This window comes from Faecalibacterium intestinale (assembly GCF_040096575.1).
Classification (GTDB): domain Bacteria; phylum Bacillota; class Clostridia; order Oscillospirales; family Ruminococcaceae; genus Faecalibacterium; species Faecalibacterium intestinale.
Genome location: NZ_JBBMEN010000004.1, coordinates 201,496 through 219,951 on the forward strand (window position 1 = coordinate 201,496; position 18,456 = coordinate 219,951).

The window sequence follows — 18,456 nt, forward strand, 5'->3', positions numbered from 1 at the left end:
ACGGTAAAGTTTGCGGCATTGCCCAAAGGCGCCCCCTTGGGGGAGCTGGCATCGCGTAGCGATGCCTGAAGGGGTATCCGCATACAAAAAGGCTCCCGTCTTTCAAGGCGAAAACCTTGAGAGACGAGAGCCTGTAAATTGCTTTTACAGGGCACCCGTGGTACCACTCTCCTTGCTGCACGGTCAGGTACAGCCACTTTGCACGATCGGCCAAAACAGCGAATCGTTGCCCCTGTAACGGTGGGCGTCCGTCAGAACCTACTTGTCCGTTCAGTTCTGCCGCTCAGGGGCCAGTATCCGAAGTTCTCTGCACCCGCCTTGCACCACCCGGCGGCTCTCTGCACGCAGAAAAAAGATCGTTTTATCCCCGTCAACGCATTTGCACTTTGTTGAAAGTGAGATAATTTTAGCACGCCCGCCAGAAAGTGTCAAGAAGTTTCGTTCAGGATAAAGATGAAAGCATTTCATAATATCATAGGGAAAATCATGCAGAATTGGGGATTCTCCCCTCTTTGTTAAGAAACTGCTAAGTTTTTGCAAAGTTGCCCTCGCTGCGCTGTTGCCGGGCGGCAGGATGTGGTATACTGGACGTAGCAAACGGGTGGAAGCCCACCTTATAAGGAGGAACATCCCATGAAAGAAGTCAAGCCATCCAAAAAGCCGTTGGCTATCTATTATGCCATCGTGCTGCTGGTGCTGCTGGTCATCAACCTTGTGGTCATGCCGTGGCTGGCCGAGCGTCAGGTGCAGGAGGTAGACTACGGCACCTTTATGAGCATGACCGAGCAAGAGAATATCGGCAAGGTAGATATCCAGTCCAACCAGATCATTTTTACGGATAAGGACAACAAGCAGATCTACAAGACCGGCCTGATGAACGACCCCGGCCTGACCGAGCGCCTGTACGATGCCGGTGCGCAATTCTCCAGCGAGATCGTGGAGCAGGGTTCGCCGGTGCTCAGCTTTCTGCTGTGGTTCGTGCTGCCCATTCTGCTGTTCAGCTTCATCGGCAACCAGATGAACAAAAAGCTGATGGAAAAGGCAGGCGGCGGCCCGGGTGCCATGATGTTCGGCGGCGCGGGCAAATCCAACGCAAAGGTCTATGTGCAGTCCACCCACGGCATCCGCTTTGCGGACGTTGCCGGTGAGGACGAGGCCAAGGAGAACCTGCAGGAGATCGTCAATTATTTGCACGACCCCAAGAAGTATGAAGAGATCGGTGCTTCCATGCCCAAGGGCATTCTGCTGGTAGGCCCTCCGGGCACCGGCAAGACCATGCTGGCCAAGGCCGTGGCAGGCGAATCCAACGTTCCCTTCTTCTCCATCTCCGGTTCGGAGTTCGTGGAGATGTTCGTGGGCATGGGTGCTTCCAAGGTGCGCGACCTGTTTAAGCAGGCCAAGGAAAAAGCGCCCTGCATCGTATTCATTGATGAGATCGACGCCATTGGTCAGAAGCGCAACAGCGGCCAGTTTGGCGGCAACGATGAGCGCGAGCAGACCCTGAACCAGCTGCTTACCGAGATGGACGGCTTTGAGGGCAACACCGGCGTCATCATTCTGGCGGCTACCAACCGCCCGGATTCCCTTGACCCTGCCCTGACCCGTCCCGGCCGGTTCGACCGCCGTGTGCCCGTGGAGCTGCCCGATCTGAAGGGCCGCGAAGAAATTTTGAAGGTACACGCCAAAAAGGTGAAGATCGCCCCGGGTGTGGACTTCAACACCGTGGCGCGCATGGCCTCCGGTGCCTCCGGCGCAGAGCTGGCCAACATTGTAAACGAAGCCGCCCTGCGTGCCGTGCGGGCGGGCCGCAAGAGCGTGACCCAGGCCGACCTTGAGGAGAGCATTGAGGTGGTCATTGCCGGCTACCAGAAGAAGAATTCCATCCTGACCGATCACGAAAAATGCATCGTAGCCTACCACGAGATCGGCCACGCCCTTGTGGCAGCAAAGCAGTCCAACTCTGCCCCGGTGCAGAAGATCACCATCATCCCCCGCACCTCCGGCGCACTGGGCTACACCATGCAGGTGGACGAGGGCAACCACTACCTGATGAACAAGGCCGAGCTGGAAAACAAGATCGCCACCCTGACCGGCGGCCGCGCTGCCGAAGAGGTAGCCTTCAACTCCATCACCACCGGCGCGTCCAATGATATCGAGCAGGCCACCAAGCTTGCCCGCGCCATGCTGACCCGCTACGGCATGAGTGATGAATTTGACATGGTGGCACTGGAAACCGTGAACAACCAGTATCTGGGCGGCGACACCTCGCTGGCCTGCAGTGCCCAGACCCAGTGCGAGATCGACCGGAAGGTGGTAGAGCTGGTCAAGACCCAGCACGAAAAGGCCATCCGCATCCTGACCGAGAACCGCGCAAAGCTGGACGAGCTGGCACAGTATCTATACCAGAAGGAGACCATCACCGGCGAGGAATTCATGGATATCCTCAACCGCGACAGCGCAGAAAACAAACCGGAAAATCCCTGAAAATAAAAAATTTTGAATCTTTTGCAATAATCCGGCCGCCGTATCCGTTTACAAAGCAGATACGGCGGTTTTCCATTGTGGATGCGCCGCAGCTGAACCATGGTTTAAAAAACGATTATGATGCAAAAAACAAAGGCAGTCCCTGCGGCTGCCGTTTTCAGGAGGTATTTCCTATGAAGATGCTGAACAAAAAGTTTGTCCGTACCCTGAGCTGTGCCACTGTGGCGGTGTGCGCTGCTGCCATGCTGAGCGTGGGCGCATTTGCCGCCGAGGTGGATCCTACCTGCGTGGAGGGCTATCTGCCCCCGCAGGAGCAGATGGTGCAGGGCGACATTGCACTGCACAGTGCCGACGTTGCCGTGGGGGAAAAGGACCCCAGCTACGGCGGCTACGGTGCCCCGGAGGGCAACCCCATTCAGGGCAACATTATGCTGATCTCCGGTGACGAGCTGGCCGACACCGCAAAGACCGAGGCGCGCTACACCGTCAAGGGTCTGCTGGGCAAGCAGCTGCTGTACACCGCCCGCCAGAAGGACGGCGTGCTGACGCTGGACGTGCCCGCCGAGGTGGCTACCTTCCGCACCACCATCGAGGATATGCAGGCGCTGCAGGCCAGCGGCGTGAAAACGCTGGTGCTGGTGACCGAGAAGAACACCACCACCCTGAACCTCTCGCTGCTGTGCGAGGGACAGAAGTCCGGTACCCGCGTCACCCTGCGGCATCTGGGCAGCAGCGCCACCCTCTCTGTGGGTCTGCGCTGCCGCCGCGACCTGCTGATCGGCCGCTAATCGGAAAAACGGCAGTATAATTTGTGGTTCAGAAACGCCCATAGGCGTTTCTGAACCACTTTTTTTAATGATGACAAGACCCCCGGCGGGCAGCCGGGGGTCTTGTCGTACGCTTATGGAGGCTTGGACAGGAATAAAAGGAAGATCACACTCCCCTTGCGGGAAAGAGAATCGCTAGTTACTTGCCGCGGACGGCTGCGAAACCGGCTTCCAGATCGGCAAGGATGTCATCAATATGCTCGGTGCCGATGGACAGGCGGATGGTGTTCTGGTAGATCTGCTGCTCGGCCAGCTCGGCATCGGTCAGCTGGCTGTGGGTGGTGGAGGCCGGGTGGATAACAAGGCTCTTCACGTCCGCCACGTTGGCCAGCAGAGAGAAGATCTTGAGGTTATCAATGAAGGTAAAGGCTTCCTCGCGGCCGCCCTTGATGTTAAAGGTAAAGATGGATGCGCCGCCGTTGGGGAAATACTTCTGGTACAGGGCGTGATCCGGGTGATCCGGCAGCGAGGGATGGTTCACCTTTTCCACCTGCGGGTGGTTGGCAAGGAACTCCACCACCTTTTTGGTGTTCTCCACATGACGCTCGATGCGCAGACTCAACGTCTCGGTGCCCTGCAGCAGCAGGAAGGCGTTGAAGGGGGAGATGGTAGCGCCGGTATCACGCAGCAGGATGGCGCGGATGTAGGTGACGAAAGCGGCAGGGCCTGCGGCATCCGCAAAGGAGACGCCGTGGTAGCTGGGGTTGGGGGCAGCAATGTTGGGGTAACGGCCGCTGGCCTTCCAGTCGAAGTTGCCGCTGTCCACGATGATGCCGCCCAGCGTGGTGCCATGACCGCCGATAAACTTGGTGGCAGAGTGCACCACGATGTCTGCGCCGTGCTCGATGGGACGGATGAGGTACGGGGTGCCGAAGGTGTTATCAATGACCAGCGGCAGGCCGTGCTTGTGGGCGATGGCTGCAATGGCGTCGATATCCGGGATGTCGCTGTTGGGGTTGCCCAGCGTTTCCAGATACACAGCCTTGGTATTGGGCTGGATGGCTGCTTCCACCTGTGCAAGGTCGTGGGCATCCACGAAGGTGGTGTTGACGCCGAACTGGGTCAGGGTGTGTGCCAGCAGGTTGTAGCTGCCGCCGTAGATGGTCTTTTGTGCCACGACGTGGTCACCGGCCTGTGCCAGTGCCTGAATGGTGTAGGTGATGGCAGCTGCACCGGAAGCGGTAGCCAGTGCTGCCACGCCGCCCTCCAGCGCTGCAATGCGCTTTTCGAACACATCCTGCGTGGAGTTGGTCAGACGGCCGTAGATGTTGCCTGCATCGGCCAGACCAAAGCGGTCTGCGGCGTGCCGGCTGTTGCGGAACACATAAGACGTGGTCTGGTAGATGGGCACCGCACGGGCATCGGTGGCGGGGTCGGCCTGCTCCTGACCGACATGAAGCTGCAGGGTCTCAAATTTATATTCAGACATTGTTATTTACCTCTCTTTATATACTAACAGTATTATTATTGTGTGTAAAAAATCCCGATGCGTTTTCAAAGGCGCACCGGGCAGTGTGGTCTACCGGAGCTGCTGTCACATTCGGGTACACATTCGCGCAGCCGAGGGCAACATACAGTACACATCCGATGCCGGTGCCCGGTGGGTATGCATTCGCCCACAGCGATAATTCGCGTGCAGCAGTTCTTTCCAGATCAGCTTCATCTTTGTGCCCTCCTTCCGGTAAAACTTTTCCATCCCTCTATGGTCTCCGCCCGCCGGGGAACCTCTGTTTCATTTCCCTACAAGACTGGTGGATTGGATGTCTGCATTATATCCCGTTCTACCTAGTTTGTCAATAGGTTAATTCCACTTTTTTCAAGGATGTATTTTTTGCATGATATATCCGCCTGCGCTGCCCGTATTTTTTGCACAGTTTGGCAAAAACGATCTCCTCTGCCGGTGCACTGCAGACGTATCCTACACACAAAAGACCGCGTCTCATCTGCTGGTTCAGACAAGGCGCGGCCTTTTGCGGTATTTGGTTTGGGGTATAGGAGGAATCATGTCCCTGAGAGGGGGCTTGCGGCTCTCCCCCTCCCGGTGATTTTATGATACCCGAAAATTTCTACGAAATTATGCTTATTTTATGAATGCGCTGTAAACATTACTCCGGGGCCTTCATGCTTTCCACCATGCTGATGCGCCGGACGTGCCGCCGCATCACAAAGCAGACCACCACGGTAAACACCATGGTCAGCGCCACCGCCAGCAGGTAGCTGCGGGGCGCAATGGTGCGGATGAACATGAGCTGATCCATCTCCACGGTCAACACAATGAACTTGTGCAGCGGCACACCCAGCGCCAGACCCACGCCGGAGCCGATGAGCGCCAACAGCTCGATCTCGCGGAAGATGTAGCGGTACACCTCCTGATCGTAGAAGCCCAGCACCTTGATGGTCGCCAGCTCCTTTTTGCGCTCCCCAAGGTTGACGCTGATGAGGTTATACAGCACCACAGCCGCCAGTGCCGCCGCGCAGATGATGATCAGCACCACCACATAGCCCAGACTGACGATGAGGTTATCGAACAGTTCGGTGGTGTCCTCAGTAAAGCTGATGCTGCTGACATAGTTGCAGTCCAGCAGGTCTGTGCGCAGGGCGTTGTACCCGGCAGCATCGGTGCAACTTGTCTGACCGTAGACCGTGTTCCACGGGATCTCCGCCGTGCCCAGCAGGCTTTCCAGCTGTGCGCGGGGGAGGTACAGCCGGGTGAACATATAGTTCTCCGTGATGCCGGTCAGGGTCAGTTCCACCCGGGTGCCCTCGGCGTTTTCCACCCAGAAGGTATCGCCGGTGTGCAGACCCAGATTCTCGGCGGTCTTTTCGGTCAGGATGGCGCTGCCGCTGTCAAAGCTGATGGCCTTGTGTCCCTTGCGGGTACGGAAGGTGACGTAGCGGGTCAGGTCGCTGTCCTTGGCGGCAGCCACGATGCTCACGCTTGCGCTCTCGCCTTCGGCATTGTAGATGGTGGTGGATTTGGTATACACCGCGCCCCAGTTCTGCACGGCGCTGTTGCCGTCCAGCTCCTCTGCCAGCCCCTGCTCCATGGTCAGGGCTTTGGGGTCGCTGAGGGTGATGGACATATCGTTGTGGGTCAGCTCGCTAGACTGCTTTGTGACGATGGGCAGCAGAGAATCCTGAATGCCGAAGCCGATGAGCAGCAGCGCGGTGCAGCCCGCCACGCCCAGCACGGTCATGAAGAACCGCTTTTTATACCGGAACAGGTTGCGGGCGGTGGTCTTTTGGGAGAAGGACATCCGGGACCACAGCGGGGTGATGCGCTCCATCAGGATGCGTTTGCCCGCCACCGGAGCCCGGGGCAGCAGCAGGGCTGCGGTCTTTTCGGCCAGACTGGAACGGCAGGCGTACCATGTGGCAAAGCCGATGACGGCGGCGCTGATGCCCACGCTGGCAGCTGCCATACCCGGGTAGAAGTGCAGGGTGAAGGTGGGCAGGGTGAACACCAGCTGATAGGCGTTCCAGATAATGATGGGAAATACCACAAAGCCCACCACCATGCCGACGATGCTGCCCAGAATGGTGGCAAGCAGGGCGTAGAACAGGTACTTGCCCGCGATGCTGAAATTGGAGTAGCCCAGCGCCTTTAAGGTACCCATTTGCAGGCGGTTCTCGTCCACCATGCGGGTCATGGTGGTGGTAGCCACCAGCGCCGCCACAAGGAAGAAGAAAACCGGGAACACCCGGGCAATGGCGTCCATGCGGTCGGCGTACTGGGCAAAGGTGACACAGCTCATGGTGGAGGTGCGGTCCAGCACATACCACTCGCCCTTTTTGATCTGGCTCACCTGCTCCTCGGCATCGTTCAGCTGGGCAAGGCCGTCCGCCAGTTTCTGCTCTGCATCGGCTTTCTGGCTCTCGTATTCGGTGCGGGATTCTTCCAGCTGGGTCTGCCCGGCGTTATACTCTGCCCAGCCCTCTTCCAGCTGCTTTTGTGCGGCATCAAACTGGGTGTAGGCACTGGCGGTGCCGGTGGTCAGCTGCAACTGTCCCTGCAAAAGCTGCAATTTCATCTTGCGCAGCGCGGCCTTGGCTTCGGTCACCAGTTGGTCGTTGGAGAGGTTCGGCGAGGAGATGAGCCCCTGCTTGTACATCTGCCGCTTGCCCGCGTCCAGCTGCTGCTGATAGCCCTGCAGCTGGTTATAGATGTTGTCGTAAGCGGCCTGTGCCTTGGCCAGCGCATCCCGCAGTTCAATATAATCCTCGTCCTCCGGCTCGGCTTCGTCCAGCGCCTTTTCGGCGTTGCGCAGGGCGGCTTCCGCGTAGGTCAGCAGGGGGTCTGCCACCTTTTTCAGGTTGACCAGCAGTTCTATCTGCTGTAACTGTTCCTCAAATTCCAGCACCTGCTCCTCGCTGCTCACCAGCTGGTCGGCACCGCTCTGCATGGTGTCCGGCAGTGCAGCCTTCTGGGCGGCAAGCTCCTTTTCCCCGGCTTCCAGCTGCGCCTTGGCGGCATCCAGCTGCTGCTGCGCATCTGCCAGCTTTGTCTCGGCTTCGGCAAACTGGCGCTCGGCTTCTGCCTTCTGGCTGTCGTACTCGGCGCGCGCTTCGGTCAGCTTGTCGTTGGCGGTGTCCATCAGCTCTTCCCGCCGGGCGGTGCACTGCACGCTCTGGATGGCCTTGAGCTTTTCCGCTACGGCATCCACTGCGGCCTGATATTCATCCGAATAATTATCATACAGCCCGGCGTTTTCCGCCTTGATATAGCACGCCGTATAATAATCTGCGGTCAAAGTGCCCTCCGGCACGAACAGGATGCAGTCCAGCTGGCCATCGCCCACGGTGCTGCTCTCGGAATCGGTGGAAAAATGCTGCGGGTCCTGCACCGTGCCCACCACCGTGAACACCTGCCCGCTGACCCCCTCGGTCTCTTCCGGCAGGGTCAGCTGGGTGCCCAGCTCCACCGGGCTGCCATGACCCATCACGTGCACCACGCACTCCCCGGCAGCTTCCGGCATTCGGCCGGACAACAGCACCAAGCGGTTCATATTCTCCGGCGTATCGGCCTGCGGGTCGGCAGGCAGCTGATACAGCCGCGCCACCGTGGTCTGCTCGTCCCCTGTCCAGTGTCCTTCCATGTCCTGATACTTTACCGCCTGCACGGCGTCTACCCCGTCCACAGCGGCAATGGCGTCGATATCGCTCTGACTCAGGCCAAGGGTGGACAGCACCCGCAGGTCGAACACATTCTGCTGCACATAGTACTTCTGGGCAGCGGTGCGCATATCGGGGGCAATGCACATCAGGCCGGTGAGCATCATCACCCCCAGCGCCACGATGCCAAACAGGGACACCACCCGGCTGATGCTGCTTTTCATCTCGCGCAGGATATTTTTGCGGTAACTTTTCTGCACAGTTCTCACCACTCGATCTGTTCCACCGGCACCGGGTGCTCGTTGACCTGATTGGACACGATGCGGCCGCTGCGCACCTGAATGATACGGTCAGCCATACCGGTCAGTGCCGTGTTGTGGGTAATAACGATGACGGTGCGTCCGGTCTTGCGGCAGGTATCCTGCAAAAGACCCAGCACCTGCTTGCCGGTGCGGTAGTCCAGCGCACCGGTGGGCTCGTCGCAGAGCAGCAGCTTTGGGTTTTTGGCCAGTGCGCGGGCAATGGACACCCGCTGCTGCTCGCCGCCGGAAAGCTGCGCCGGGAAGTTGTTCAGCCGCTCGCCCAGACCCACGCTGCGCAAGGTCTCGGCGGGGTCCAGCGGGTCGCGGCAGATCTCGCTGGCAAGCTCCACGTTTTCCAGCGCGGTCAGGTTCTGCACCAAGTTGTAGAACTGGAACACAAAGCCCACATCGTACCGGCGGTAGGTGGTCAGTTCCCGGGCAGAAAAACGGCTCACGTTGCGGCCGTCCAGCCAGACGTTGCCCTCGTCGCAGTTGTCCATGCCGCCCAGAATGTTCAGCAATGTGGTCTTGCCCGCGCCGGAGGGACCCACGATGATGCAGAACTCGCCCTTGTCCACATAGAAATTCAGGTGGTCTGCAGCAGCGATCTTCACACTGCCGGTCTGGTAATATTTACAGACATCTTCAAACTCCACAAAATGCTCCATGGCGTTTTTCCTTTCTGTCAGAATACAAAATATTTCAATTTAAATATAGCATAAATCCACCGGAATTTGCAAAGCTCCCGGCGCGAATTTTCAAAAACTTAACACAAGCCGCCGCAAAACATAAAAAGGGACACCGGAGCGTCCGCAGACGTTCCGGTGTCCCGAGATATAAAGCCGCGCGGCGGGCATTGTCAGCTTATTTTGCAGCGTACCAGTTTGCGCTGGGCTGGTACTGACCAGCGTTTACGGCATTGCCCTGATAGTACAGGGTGCCGTCCGCACCGCGGCTGTAACGGGAGAAGAACTCGTTCCAGATGGCAACGCTCTCCTCCTGCAGGTAAACGTGGGGGGTATCCTTGACCACGGTGTACTTCACCAGCGGTGCGTTGCCGCCCATAAAGCTCTTGGTCACAAAAGCGCCGTTGTAGGAGGAGCTTTCTGCAACAGCTGCCTCGTTGGTGGCGTTGTGGGCATTCCAGCCTTGCAGCGCCTTCACTGTGCCGTTATCCTCCACCAGCTCTGCCACGCCTGCCGAGTCGTACTCACCAAGGAAAGCCCATGCCGGCAGCAGAACAGCGGGGTCAAGCTCCGGCAGCGGGGTAAACATATAGCCGACCGGAGCAATAGCAGCAAACCGGCTTGCATAGCGGCAGGCGGTAGCCCAAGTCATCAGGCTGCCGTTGGAGTGACCGGTGGCATACACGCGGGTGGTATCGATGCGGTAATCCTGCTCCATGCGGTCCAGCAAGCTGTTGATGAACTCCAGATCCACGCTGGGGTCGGTATCCTTACCGGCCATTGCGGCAAAGGGACCTGCCAGCCACATGGCGGTGGGAATGTTGCCCATCAGGTCTGCGGGGCGCACCAGACCCTGCGCAAAGACCACGATAAAGCCGTTCTGCTCTGCCACATCGTACCAGCGGGACTCCTCTGCAATGGCATACATGGAGGCGGTATAACCGTGCATCACCAGCACCAGCGGCACCTTTTCGTTGCCAGTATAGGTGGACGGCACATAGACCATCCAGCGGCGCAACTCGCCGTTGACCCACTCCTCGTGAATATCAAAGCCACGCCGAGTAAAGTCCTCTGCCTTTGCCACGCGGCCCGGCAGCTGCAGCGCCATAAAGCGCTTGAACTGACCGGAGAACTTTTCCCAGATGGCTGCCGGGCACTGTGCCTTTTCGGTGACCCACACCTCGGCTGCAGAACCTGCACGGCCGCTGACATAAACACCGTCGCCCTTTGCCACAGCCTGGTTGGCTTTCAGGTAGAACTCCAGCGCTGCCTTATTGGTAGAATCAGCATTGGAGCGGACGAGCCAAACGGGGGTATCCACCGTCTTTGCGGCAATGGCTTCCTCCTGCACGCCGCGGGTGGAGTCGCCGGGGAATGGCAGCACATACTGACCGCCCACTGCCTCCAGAGAGGCTGCTGGTACCTCGGCTGCATCCACAGCGCAGATGGAACTGAAATCACTTGCCCAGCGAGCACCGAACAGCAGGGCAGCTGCGCCGCCCTCCTTGTAGCCCACCAGTGCAGTGTGGGACTTATCCATAGAGAATGCGCCGGACAGTTTAACGCTCTTCTTGCGCATCAGCTGGTACAGTGCATCCAGCGCTGCTGCATCATCGCGACCGGCAGCGCTCAGGGAAAGGTTCCAGCTGCCGCCGTTTTCGGGACCGAAAAATGCAACTGCGATCTTATTTTTGCACGCTACCGTACGCCACATACGACCGGTGACCGTGCCGGAGAACGCCTTTGCGGTGGTGTCATCCGGGGTCAGCACGATAACTGCCGGCGCCCAAGGATCCATGCCATCGGGCAGGTAATAGGTAGCAGTGCCAACATTCTGACCGCCCACTGTTACCTGCGCATCATGGAACAGGCCCACATTCACGTTCAGGTACGGTTTTTCCGGGTCATAAGCAAAGGTCTTGCCATCGCCCAGACCCATGGCTGCAGTCTTGCGGTCTACTGTAGTGTGCAGATCTCCGTTGGTCTGGTTCAGCTCTGTTGCAGCCAGAGCCGAGGGTGCCATGGCGGCTACAGTAGCGCCCAGCGCGGTAGCGGCGGAAAGCTTCATAAAATCGCGGCGTTTCATATTGTTTTCTCCTTCTTGTTCTTGTAAGTGTCTGCGTACTTTTTTATGCCCAGCTTTGAAGGCCGGACTCGCTTGCTTTTTCTCGGACTTTTTCCTCACAGCAGGTGCCTTTCTGCTTCAATGTTGTACAAATAATACCATTTACATCAAGATTTGTAAATAGTATTTAGTGTTTTTTGTTACAATTAATATATTAGTATATTATTTTTTGTAAAAAGAGCTGATCAGCGAAAGTTCCCTATAACGCTGCTGTTTCTCATGATACACTTCCTTTTCTCTATGAAAACGCAAAAAGCCCCTGCACACAGGGTGCAGGGGCTTTGGAACAGCTTCTTACTTGCGGTTTGCCAGCAGGTTCTCGATCTTCTTCAGGGGGTCGATGATGCTGGAAACGGACATATCGTGGTTCAGTGCCACCACAAAGTAGGCAGCGTACTTGGAAACGTCCACGTCCACATACCAGTCACGGGTCAGCAGCTCGGGCATACGGTAGGTCAGGTTGGTGCCCACAACGTAGGTCAGGGTGCCGTCTGCCACAGCCTTGTCGAACTTGTCCAGACCGCTGGTGAACAGGGGGAAGGTGGCGTTGGCGATGATGTTGGCAGCACCGCGCTCCTTCAGGTTGCTGGCGACCTCCAGCATACTCTCGCCGGAAGCAATGATATCGTCCGCGATAAAGACGGTCTTGCCCTCCACGCTCTCGCCCAGATACTCATGAGCAACGATGGGGTTGCGGCCGTTCACCACGCGGGTGTAGTCGCGGCGCTTGTAGAACATACCCAGATTGCAGCCCAGCACGCTGGAGAAGTACATATTGCGGTTCATAGCACCCTCGTCCGGGCTGACCACGGTGAACTTCTCCTTGTCGAAGGACAGGGTGGGATCCTTTTTCAGCAGGCTCTTCAGCACCTGATAGGTGGGCATGGCATTATCAAAGCTCATCAGGGGCACTGCGTTCTGCACGCGGGGATCGTGTGCGTCAAAGGTGATGATGTTGCGCACGCCCATGGTCTGCAGCTCCTGCAGCGCCACAGCGCAGTCCAGACTCTCGCGCACCACGCGGCGGTGCTGACGGCCGCCGTACAGGCTGGGCATAATAACGGAAACACGGTGTGCCTTACCGGCCACAGCCTGGATCAGGCGCTTCAGGTTTGCAAAGTGGTCATCCGGGGACATATGGTTCTCGTAGTTGAACAGCTTGTAGGTGACGCTGTAGTTGCCCGGGTCTACCACGATAAAGATATCGTCGCCGCGGACAGACTCCTTGACCAGACCCTTGGCATCACCGCTCTGGAAGCGGGGGCAGTCGCAGGAAATAATGAAGGTGTCTTTTTCAATTCCGGCAGCCTTTGCCCAACGGACAAGGTGCTTGTCGATCAGGCCGGTCAGCTCCTCTGCACCGGGGCAGGCGATCAGCCGCATATCCGCCACACTGGGCTGCTCAAAGAAGGACTTAGGGGAAATTTCAATAGACATAGTCACATAACTCCTTATTGCTGTTTACCATCCGTACCATGCACACAAGCGCGCATATCTGGTTTTATTTTATCACATTTTGTCGATTGTTCCATATCAATTTGTTTCATGTATGGATTTTCTGCGCCTTGCACAGCTGTTTTTCCTTTTCCTTAAAGAGAATGTGAGTTTCTTACAAAAAAACCGACCAAATCTTTACCGTTTCGCAAATTTTATCTGATTTTTGAAGAAAAGTAATACTTTTTTCATCGCAGCAGCAAACGCCTTGGAGCATCCCCGCGCACCTTATTATAATGTTTATTTTTCCGGTGCACGGAGTGCTTCTGCCAGCCTGTCGCCGATCTCCTGCAGGCATTCCAGCAGCAGCGGGCTGAACTGGCTGCTTTGGGCGGTGCAAAGCAGATACACCGCCGCCTTGTGGGGGTAAGGACGCCCGTTTTCGCCGCCGGCCAGTGCATCGTAAGCATCTGCCAGCCCCACCACCTGCGCTTCCAGCGGGATCTGTTCTCCCACCAGCCCATCAGGATAGCCGGAGCCATCATATCGTTCGTGGTGCCAGCGGCAGATCTGTGCCGCCGTCTGCACAAAAGCCGCTTCCTGCCGGGTACTGTTTTCTTCCAGCATCTGTGCACCCAGCGTTGTATGCTGCCGCAGCAGTGTCTCTTCCTCCGCAGTCGGGGCGGTATTGCATAGCAGCCGGTTTTCCAGCTCTATTTTGCCGATATCGTGCAGCGCCGCCGCCAGTGTGATGCGGCGGCGCACAGAGCCCGTAAGCCAGTGCTGCCCGTTTTTCTGCGCCAGCTGTGCCAGCAGCAGTGCGGTAATGATCTGGATACGCCGCACATGGTTCCGGCTCTCGCCGTTGCGCTTTTCCATTACCCGGTTCAGCAGCGCAAGCATGATCCGGCTGTTCTGATCCGCTTCCCGGATCTGTTTTTCCACCGCAGCGCAGAGCCGCCGCTGTTTCGCGTACAGCCGCATGGTATTGCCGATGCGCTGGCACACCACCCGGGCGTCAAAGGGACGGCTGATGTAATCCGACGCGCCCAGATCAAAAGCGCGGCGCATGGCGTCCACCTTGTCCTCACTGGAGATCATGATGACCGGGATATCCTCCAGCATTTTCTGCCGGTCCATCTCCTCCAACACCGCAAAGCCATCCATTCCTTCCATGTGGATGTCCAGAAGCACAATGGAAATACCGTCTCTGTTTTCCTCCAGCAGGTGCAGACACTCTTCCCCGCTGGTGGCCTCGGCGGTATCAAAGCGTCCGCCCAGTATCTCGGTGAGCATCCTGCGGTTCATGGCAGAATCGTCCACGATCAACACGCTCTGACGGCATTCCTGCCAGTCGTCTGTGTTCAACTGCTCCAGCATTCTGTTGCGTTCGTCTGCCATTTTCCTACCTCCTGCGGGCATTCTTCTGCTGCAAAGCTCCTGTTTTAGCCTGATTATACCCCGCCCTTTTCGGTCTCGTCAACGGAAGCAAAGCAATGCCGCGCTCTGTTGTTTATTCAAAATCCTTCGCATTTCGGTTGTTTTATCGCAGTTTTTGCAAAGTCTGTTTTTCTCCCGCGCACAAAACGACACATAAACAGGAGTGTAACGGTTTGTTTTATGCTGCATTTTCCGTAAAAACTCCCTCTTGATTTTACCTGTCAAATCCGGTATAATAAAAACCGCTCACAAAATGATACGCCGGTGTGTCGGAATGGCAGACGAGGGGGACTCAAAATCCCTTGTGCTAATAACACGTGTGGGTTCGACCCCCACCACCGGCATAAAAAGGAAGCCCTCCAGCTTGTCTGGGGGGCTTTCTTTTTATCTGCGGCGTGTGAGCGGGTCGAACAGCACGACCCTGCACAGCAGGGGAGCAATCAGCCCTGCGGGCTGTTGCTCAGTGCGCGGGAGACCCCCACCACCGGCATAGCAAGCAGCCCGAAATCGAAAGATTTTGGGCTGTTTTTCTTTTTCTGCTCAGTTTCTTATACTTTGGTGTTTTCTGGGAAGATATTGACGATTGCATTCGCCGAGGACACCTTGCTGGAAAAATCCAGATGGGTATAAATATTGCTGGTGGTGCTGATATCGCTGTGCCCCAGCCACTCCTGAATTTCTTTCAGGCTTACGCCATTGGCGTAAAGCAGGCTGGCGCAGCTATGGCGCAGATCGTGGAAACGGATGCGCTTCATCTGATGTGCTACCAGAAAATCCGGGAAATGTTGGCTCAGAAAGTCGGGGCGAATACGCCGCCCCATAGGGTTCACATAAATATAGTCGAGATAGTCCGTGCAGTAGTCTTTGCCACAGACCTTCCGGTTCAACTCCTGCTCCTTTTTCATCTTATTGAGCATTTGCTCACAGGCAGGAATAAGGGGAAGTGTCCGACAACTGGACTTCGTTTTGGTTCTATCACGAGCGACTTCGGTCATAACACCATCAACCTTTGTGGAAACGACTGTATGCTGGATACTGATTGTTTTGTTCTCAAAATCGATTGCGTCCCATTTCAGACCAACAATCTCACTGCGGCGCAGTCCATAGAACGCAGCCATGATGACACCAAATTCTGATGGATCACCCTGAATCACTTTGAAAAGCTGCTCCAGCTCCTCCGCCTTATAGACCTCCGACTTGAACTTTTCCTTACGAGGACGTTCAACGCGGTCTGCCGGGTTGGAACGGATCATACCGATCTGAAAGGCATACTGTAAGCATTTGCGGATGTTGGCATGATAGTGAATAACGGTGTTTGCCGTAACGCCACGATCCAGCTCATGCTGATAGAAGTCTTGGATGTACTTCGGATGCTGCTCAAGATCTTGCAGGGTATAATTGAATGGCTTGAAATAAGGAATGATCCTGCGTGTAATTACGATTTCATAGTTTGCATAGGTCGTGATTGCTACACGCGACTTCATCATTTTCAACCAATCCATAAAGAAATCGGTGAAAAGTACCGGGGAATTATCAAGGCATGGGTCAACCTCTTTGATGGGGTTGACTTTCAGCCAGTTGCTGTCAATTGCGTACTGAAAGGCATCGGATAGTTCCTTGTGCCAATCCAGAAGCTGCTGAACCGTTGCTTCCTCCTGCTGGCGTTCATAGCGGAAAAACGTTTCCAGATCGCGCGGAGCGAGAGCTTTCAGGGACAACTGCTTCTTTTCAAAGTAAGGCATGATAACTTTACCCATGTCATAAGCATATCTGCCGTAAGTTTCGGGAGGAAGGCTCATTACACTTTCCCGAAGCCAGCGGGTGAAATACTCCGATACAGGAAGGTCGCAGACCTGCTGCATCGTTTCCGGGTTGAACTCCTTTTGTGTTTGACGCAACAGGGATTCAGCCCGCTTTTTGTTTCCCTTGACGGGAAGGCCAGTGCTGATTGATTTGGTTCTGCGCTTTCCGGTCGTGTCCTTCCAGCTTAGAATCATCTGATATGTACCGTTTTGTTCTCTCAGGTGTCCAGCTACATTTATCATATTAAGGCTCCTTTCTGCCTGTAGCTAAACGCCGCTCTCTTAGGCACCCATAGTTTAGAATAAACGAGGATGCTTTGCAAGGATGGCGCAAGGGATTTTAGGACGCGCATCCCTCCTGATGGTCAAGTTTGATTGACCAGATACTCTACAACGCAGAGTTTCGGGATTTTGTAACTGCGCCCCACACGAGCAGAGCGAATCTTGTTTTCCTTAACAAGCAGATAAGCATTCTTGCGGCAGATGCCCAGCATTTCCTGAAGAATCTCAACCGATACGACATCAGGATATTTTTTGAACATGGTCAGATATTTCTCTGTCTGACGAGTATGTTCGTCCTGCTGAATCAACGTGCAGGATGCAATTTCACTCATCGTAGTTCGCTCCATTTCAGTTCAATATGTTCATTATGTTTATAAGGCACAAGAAGATACTATATGTAATATATGGGCGGCATTTATACAGATGCCGCCCATATTGCCAAGGGGATATGCTTGATTTTAGAACTTCATCGGCAGAGCGTCCTTGCGACCTTTGCCGTTGTAGGCCATGTAGATGGGGAAAACGTATTTCTTCCATCCGGGCAGCTTGGCGGGATTATCTCTGCCGACACGGTAGATCTCCATAGGATGGACGCTGCCCAGCGCACGGACGAGCCGTTCTTCGCTGAACTCACCATGATACAGTTCCACGAAGTGCATCACGCCCCGCAGGACAGATGCACGGAACGAATCGGGCTTACCGTCCCACGCAGCCACGATCAGCCGCAGGGATTCGCAGTAGATCTTCTCGCCCATCTGGTTGTACAGCTTGAGAGCGGTGCCCACGCAGCTGATACGGTAGTCGCTCAGCTGCAGGCTGTCATAATTGAACGCCAGACCCACCCGGTTGGTGGCTGCGAGAAACGCTTTGGACGGAGCATCGCCGCCCACGACCTTGGCGCGCAGCTTGATGCCCGCCGTCAGGGGTGCGGAGTGGCCGTTCTGCTCAGCAAAGAACAGGGCTTCCTGCTCCATCGTCAAGCCGGTGTAGACCTTGCAGAGAATCGGCAAATCCTTGCCGCCATTGCGGAGAATGCGCCCCTCGATGGTGTGCTGACCGTCCACCACATAATATCTGCCGTTGCGGAAGCTGACTTTCGGCTCGTTGGCGATATACTCGTTAAAGTCGGTGGCAATCAGTTCCACCTGACTGCGATGTACTCGCCGCTGATAGACCTCACGAGGATAGATCAGCTTACTACTGTGAATCACCATCATCTGGTAAGGCGGGGTGATATTGAAAGAAGCGGCAAAATTGTTCGTGTCGTTTTTCAGGCGCATCGCATTTCCTCCTTGATTCGCCAAATGTATTTTTCGGCTTCGGTCAAAATCTCAGCCACCTGCTTCTTACGCTTCGGGCTGGTGAGCAGGCTGGGATTAAAGGTGAAGCTGTATTCGAGCCGCTGGATCATGGCATGAACAGCGGATTGCAGTTCGGTGTATAACATCATTTCTTCGACCGTCCCTGCGTCCTCAAAATCGGATTTGATGGGCGTGTAGGGATAGACAGGCGGCTTTCCATCAACCGTTTCAGGCGGCGCGTAAGCTGCTGTGGAGCGGATGATTGGTTTCAGCTTCTGGATGCTCCCCATCGGGTTCAGGGCAAGGCTGATCTTCACAGCATCATCGACCCGGCTCATTTCTTCCGGGGTGAGGTGTCCTGCAAAATTCTGGACACGGCTCTTGTCAATGGTGAAGATCTGCTCAGCTTGAACGATGGAAGGCTCCAGCTTTTCCGGTTCCACCAGACAATGGGTCGGCTGCGCAGCTTTCTTTTCTGTCTTACTTGTCAAAGTCGCAACGATCAAAGTCGGTGAATAGGTATTGCCCACATCGTTTTGCAGGATGACCGCAGGGCGGGTTCCGCTTTGCTCGGAACCTGTGCTGCTGTCCAGTCGAATGAAATAGATGTCTCCGCGTTGGAATTTTAAAGTTGATTCCAATTGCGAAACCTCCGTTTGGA

Annotated in this window: 12 protein-coding genes, 1 tRNA gene and 1 other annotated feature; of the genes, 3 read left to right on the top strand and 10 right to left on the bottom strand. The window is 55.9% G+C overall.

Annotated elements, in window-relative coordinates; translation table 11 throughout:
• Positions 1–116: 116 nt before the first annotated feature.
• Positions 117–383: a binding site (T-box leader), on the bottom strand.
• A gap of 250 nt (positions 384–633) precedes the next feature.
• A complete protein-coding gene (ftsH, locus tag WMO20_RS05405) occupies positions 634–2,484 on the top strand; it encodes an ATP-dependent zinc metalloprotease FtsH (protein WP_349186065.1) in 1,851 nt (616 codons plus the stop codon).
• A 173-nt stretch (positions 2,485–2,657) separates the two neighbouring features.
• The gene (locus tag WMO20_RS05410; RefSeq protein WP_349186066.1) at positions 2,658–3,272 is read left to right on the top strand and encodes a transcriptional regulator, IclR family protein; all 615 of its coding nucleotides are present in this window, start codon (positions 2,658–2,660) and stop codon (positions 3,270–3,272) included.
• Between the two features lie 178 nt (positions 3,273–3,450).
• On the opposite strand, the gene WMO20_RS05415 is transcribed toward WMO20_RS05410, so the two are convergent.
• The 6 genes from WMO20_RS05415 to WMO20_RS05440 form a co-directional block, all read right to left on the bottom strand.
• Entirely contained in the window at positions 3,451–4,740 is a 1,290-nt protein-coding gene (locus WMO20_RS05415) for an O-acetylhomoserine aminocarboxypropyltransferase/cysteine synthase family protein (protein WP_349186067.1), read from the bottom strand.
• Positions 4,741–5,416: 676 nt separating this feature from the next.
• Complete coding sequence (locus WMO20_RS05420; protein ID WP_349186068.1) at positions 5,417–8,695, bottom strand: ABC transporter permease; 3,279 nt, start codon at positions 8,693–8,695, stop codon at positions 5,417–5,419.
• A complete protein-coding gene (locus WMO20_RS05425; protein WP_005927166.1) occupies positions 8,689–9,393 on the bottom strand; it encodes an ABC transporter ATP-binding protein in 705 nt (234 codons plus the stop codon). The genes WMO20_RS05420 and WMO20_RS05425 overlap by 7 nt, the downstream gene beginning before the upstream one ends.
• A gap of 196 nt (positions 9,394–9,589) precedes the next feature.
• Entirely contained in the window at positions 9,590–11,497 is a 1,908-nt protein-coding gene (locus WMO20_RS05430) for a CE1 family esterase (protein WP_256266317.1), read from the bottom strand.
• Positions 11,498–11,830: 333 nt separating this feature from the next.
• On the bottom strand, positions 11,831–12,973 hold the full coding sequence (locus tag WMO20_RS05435) for a ribose-phosphate pyrophosphokinase (RefSeq protein WP_129872303.1): 1,143 nt from the start codon (positions 12,971–12,973) through the stop codon (positions 11,831–11,833).
• A 297-nt stretch (positions 12,974–13,270) separates the two neighbouring features.
• Positions 13,271–14,371, bottom strand: a complete 1,101-nt coding sequence (locus tag WMO20_RS05440) for a response regulator (protein WP_181573048.1) — start codon at positions 14,369–14,371, stop codon at positions 13,271–13,273.
• Positions 14,372–14,670: 299 nt separating this feature from the next.
• Here WMO20_RS05440 and WMO20_RS05445 point away from each other — a divergent pair.
• A tRNA-Leu gene (locus WMO20_RS05445) sits at positions 14,671–14,754 on the top strand.
• A gap of 204 nt (positions 14,755–14,958) precedes the next feature.
• Here the strand turns inward: WMO20_RS05445 and WMO20_RS05450 are convergent.
• The 4 genes from WMO20_RS05450 to WMO20_RS05465 all read right to left on the bottom strand — a co-directional run bounded on the left by WMO20_RS05450 (position 14,959) and on the right by WMO20_RS05465 (position 18,436).
• The gene (locus tag WMO20_RS05450; RefSeq protein WP_120021026.1) at positions 14,959–16,455 is read right to left on the bottom strand and encodes a tyrosine-type recombinase/integrase; all 1,497 of its coding nucleotides are present in this window, start codon (positions 16,453–16,455) and stop codon (positions 14,959–14,961) included.
• A 122-nt stretch (positions 16,456–16,577) separates the two neighbouring features.
• Entirely contained in the window at positions 16,578–16,826 is a 249-nt protein-coding gene (locus tag WMO20_RS05455; protein WP_120021027.1) for a helix-turn-helix domain-containing protein, read from the bottom strand.
• A gap of 126 nt (positions 16,827–16,952) precedes the next feature.
• Entirely contained in the window at positions 16,953–17,774 is an 822-nt protein-coding gene (locus WMO20_RS05460; RefSeq protein WP_120021028.1) for a DUF6551 family protein, read from the bottom strand.
• Positions 17,765–18,436 (bottom strand): type II toxin-antitoxin system PemK/MazF family toxin, encoded by a 672-nt coding sequence (locus tag WMO20_RS05465; RefSeq protein WP_120021029.1) that lies wholly within the window; start codon positions 18,434–18,436, stop codon positions 17,765–17,767. The genes WMO20_RS05460 and WMO20_RS05465 overlap by 10 nt, the downstream gene beginning before the upstream one ends.
• Between the last annotated feature and the right edge of the window lie 20 nt (positions 18,437–18,456).

What these genes read in the sequence shown, in the direction of transcription:
- WMO20_RS05425 (WP_005927166.1), bottom strand. Translation starts at nt 9,393, where the DNA reads ATGGAGCATTTTGTGGAGTTTGAAGATGTCTGTAAATATTACCAGACC.
- WMO20_RS05455 (WP_120021027.1), bottom strand. Translation starts at nt 16,826, where the DNA reads ATGAGTGAAATTGCATCCTGCACGTTGATTCAGCAGGACGAACATACT.
- WMO20_RS05415 (WP_349186067.1), bottom strand. Translation starts at nt 4,740, where the DNA reads ATGTCTGAATATAAATTTGAGACCCTGCAGCTTCATGTCGGTCAGGAG.
- WMO20_RS05430 (WP_256266317.1), bottom strand. Translation starts at nt 11,497, where the DNA reads ATGAAACGCCGCGATTTTATGAAGCTTTCCGCCGCTACCGCGCTGGGC.
- WMO20_RS05410 (WP_349186066.1), top strand. Translation starts at nt 2,658, where the DNA reads ATGAAGATGCTGAACAAAAAGTTTGTCCGTACCCTGAGCTGTGCCACT.
- WMO20_RS05435 (WP_129872303.1), bottom strand. Translation starts at nt 12,973, where the DNA reads ATGTCTATTGAAATTTCCCCTAAGTCCTTCTTTGAGCAGCCCAGTGTG.
- ftsH (WP_349186065.1), top strand. Translation starts at nt 634, where the DNA reads ATGAAAGAAGTCAAGCCATCCAAAAAGCCGTTGGCTATCTATTATGCC.
- WMO20_RS05450 (WP_120021026.1), bottom strand. Translation starts at nt 16,455, where the DNA reads ATGATAAATGTAGCTGGACACCTGAGAGAACAAAACGGTACATATCAG.
- WMO20_RS05440 (WP_181573048.1), bottom strand. Translation starts at nt 14,371, where the DNA reads ATGGCAGACGAACGCAACAGAATGCTGGAGCAGTTGAACACAGACGAC.
- WMO20_RS05460 (WP_120021028.1), bottom strand. Translation starts at nt 17,774, where the DNA reads ATGCGCCTGAAAAACGACACGAACAATTTTGCCGCTTCTTTCAATATC.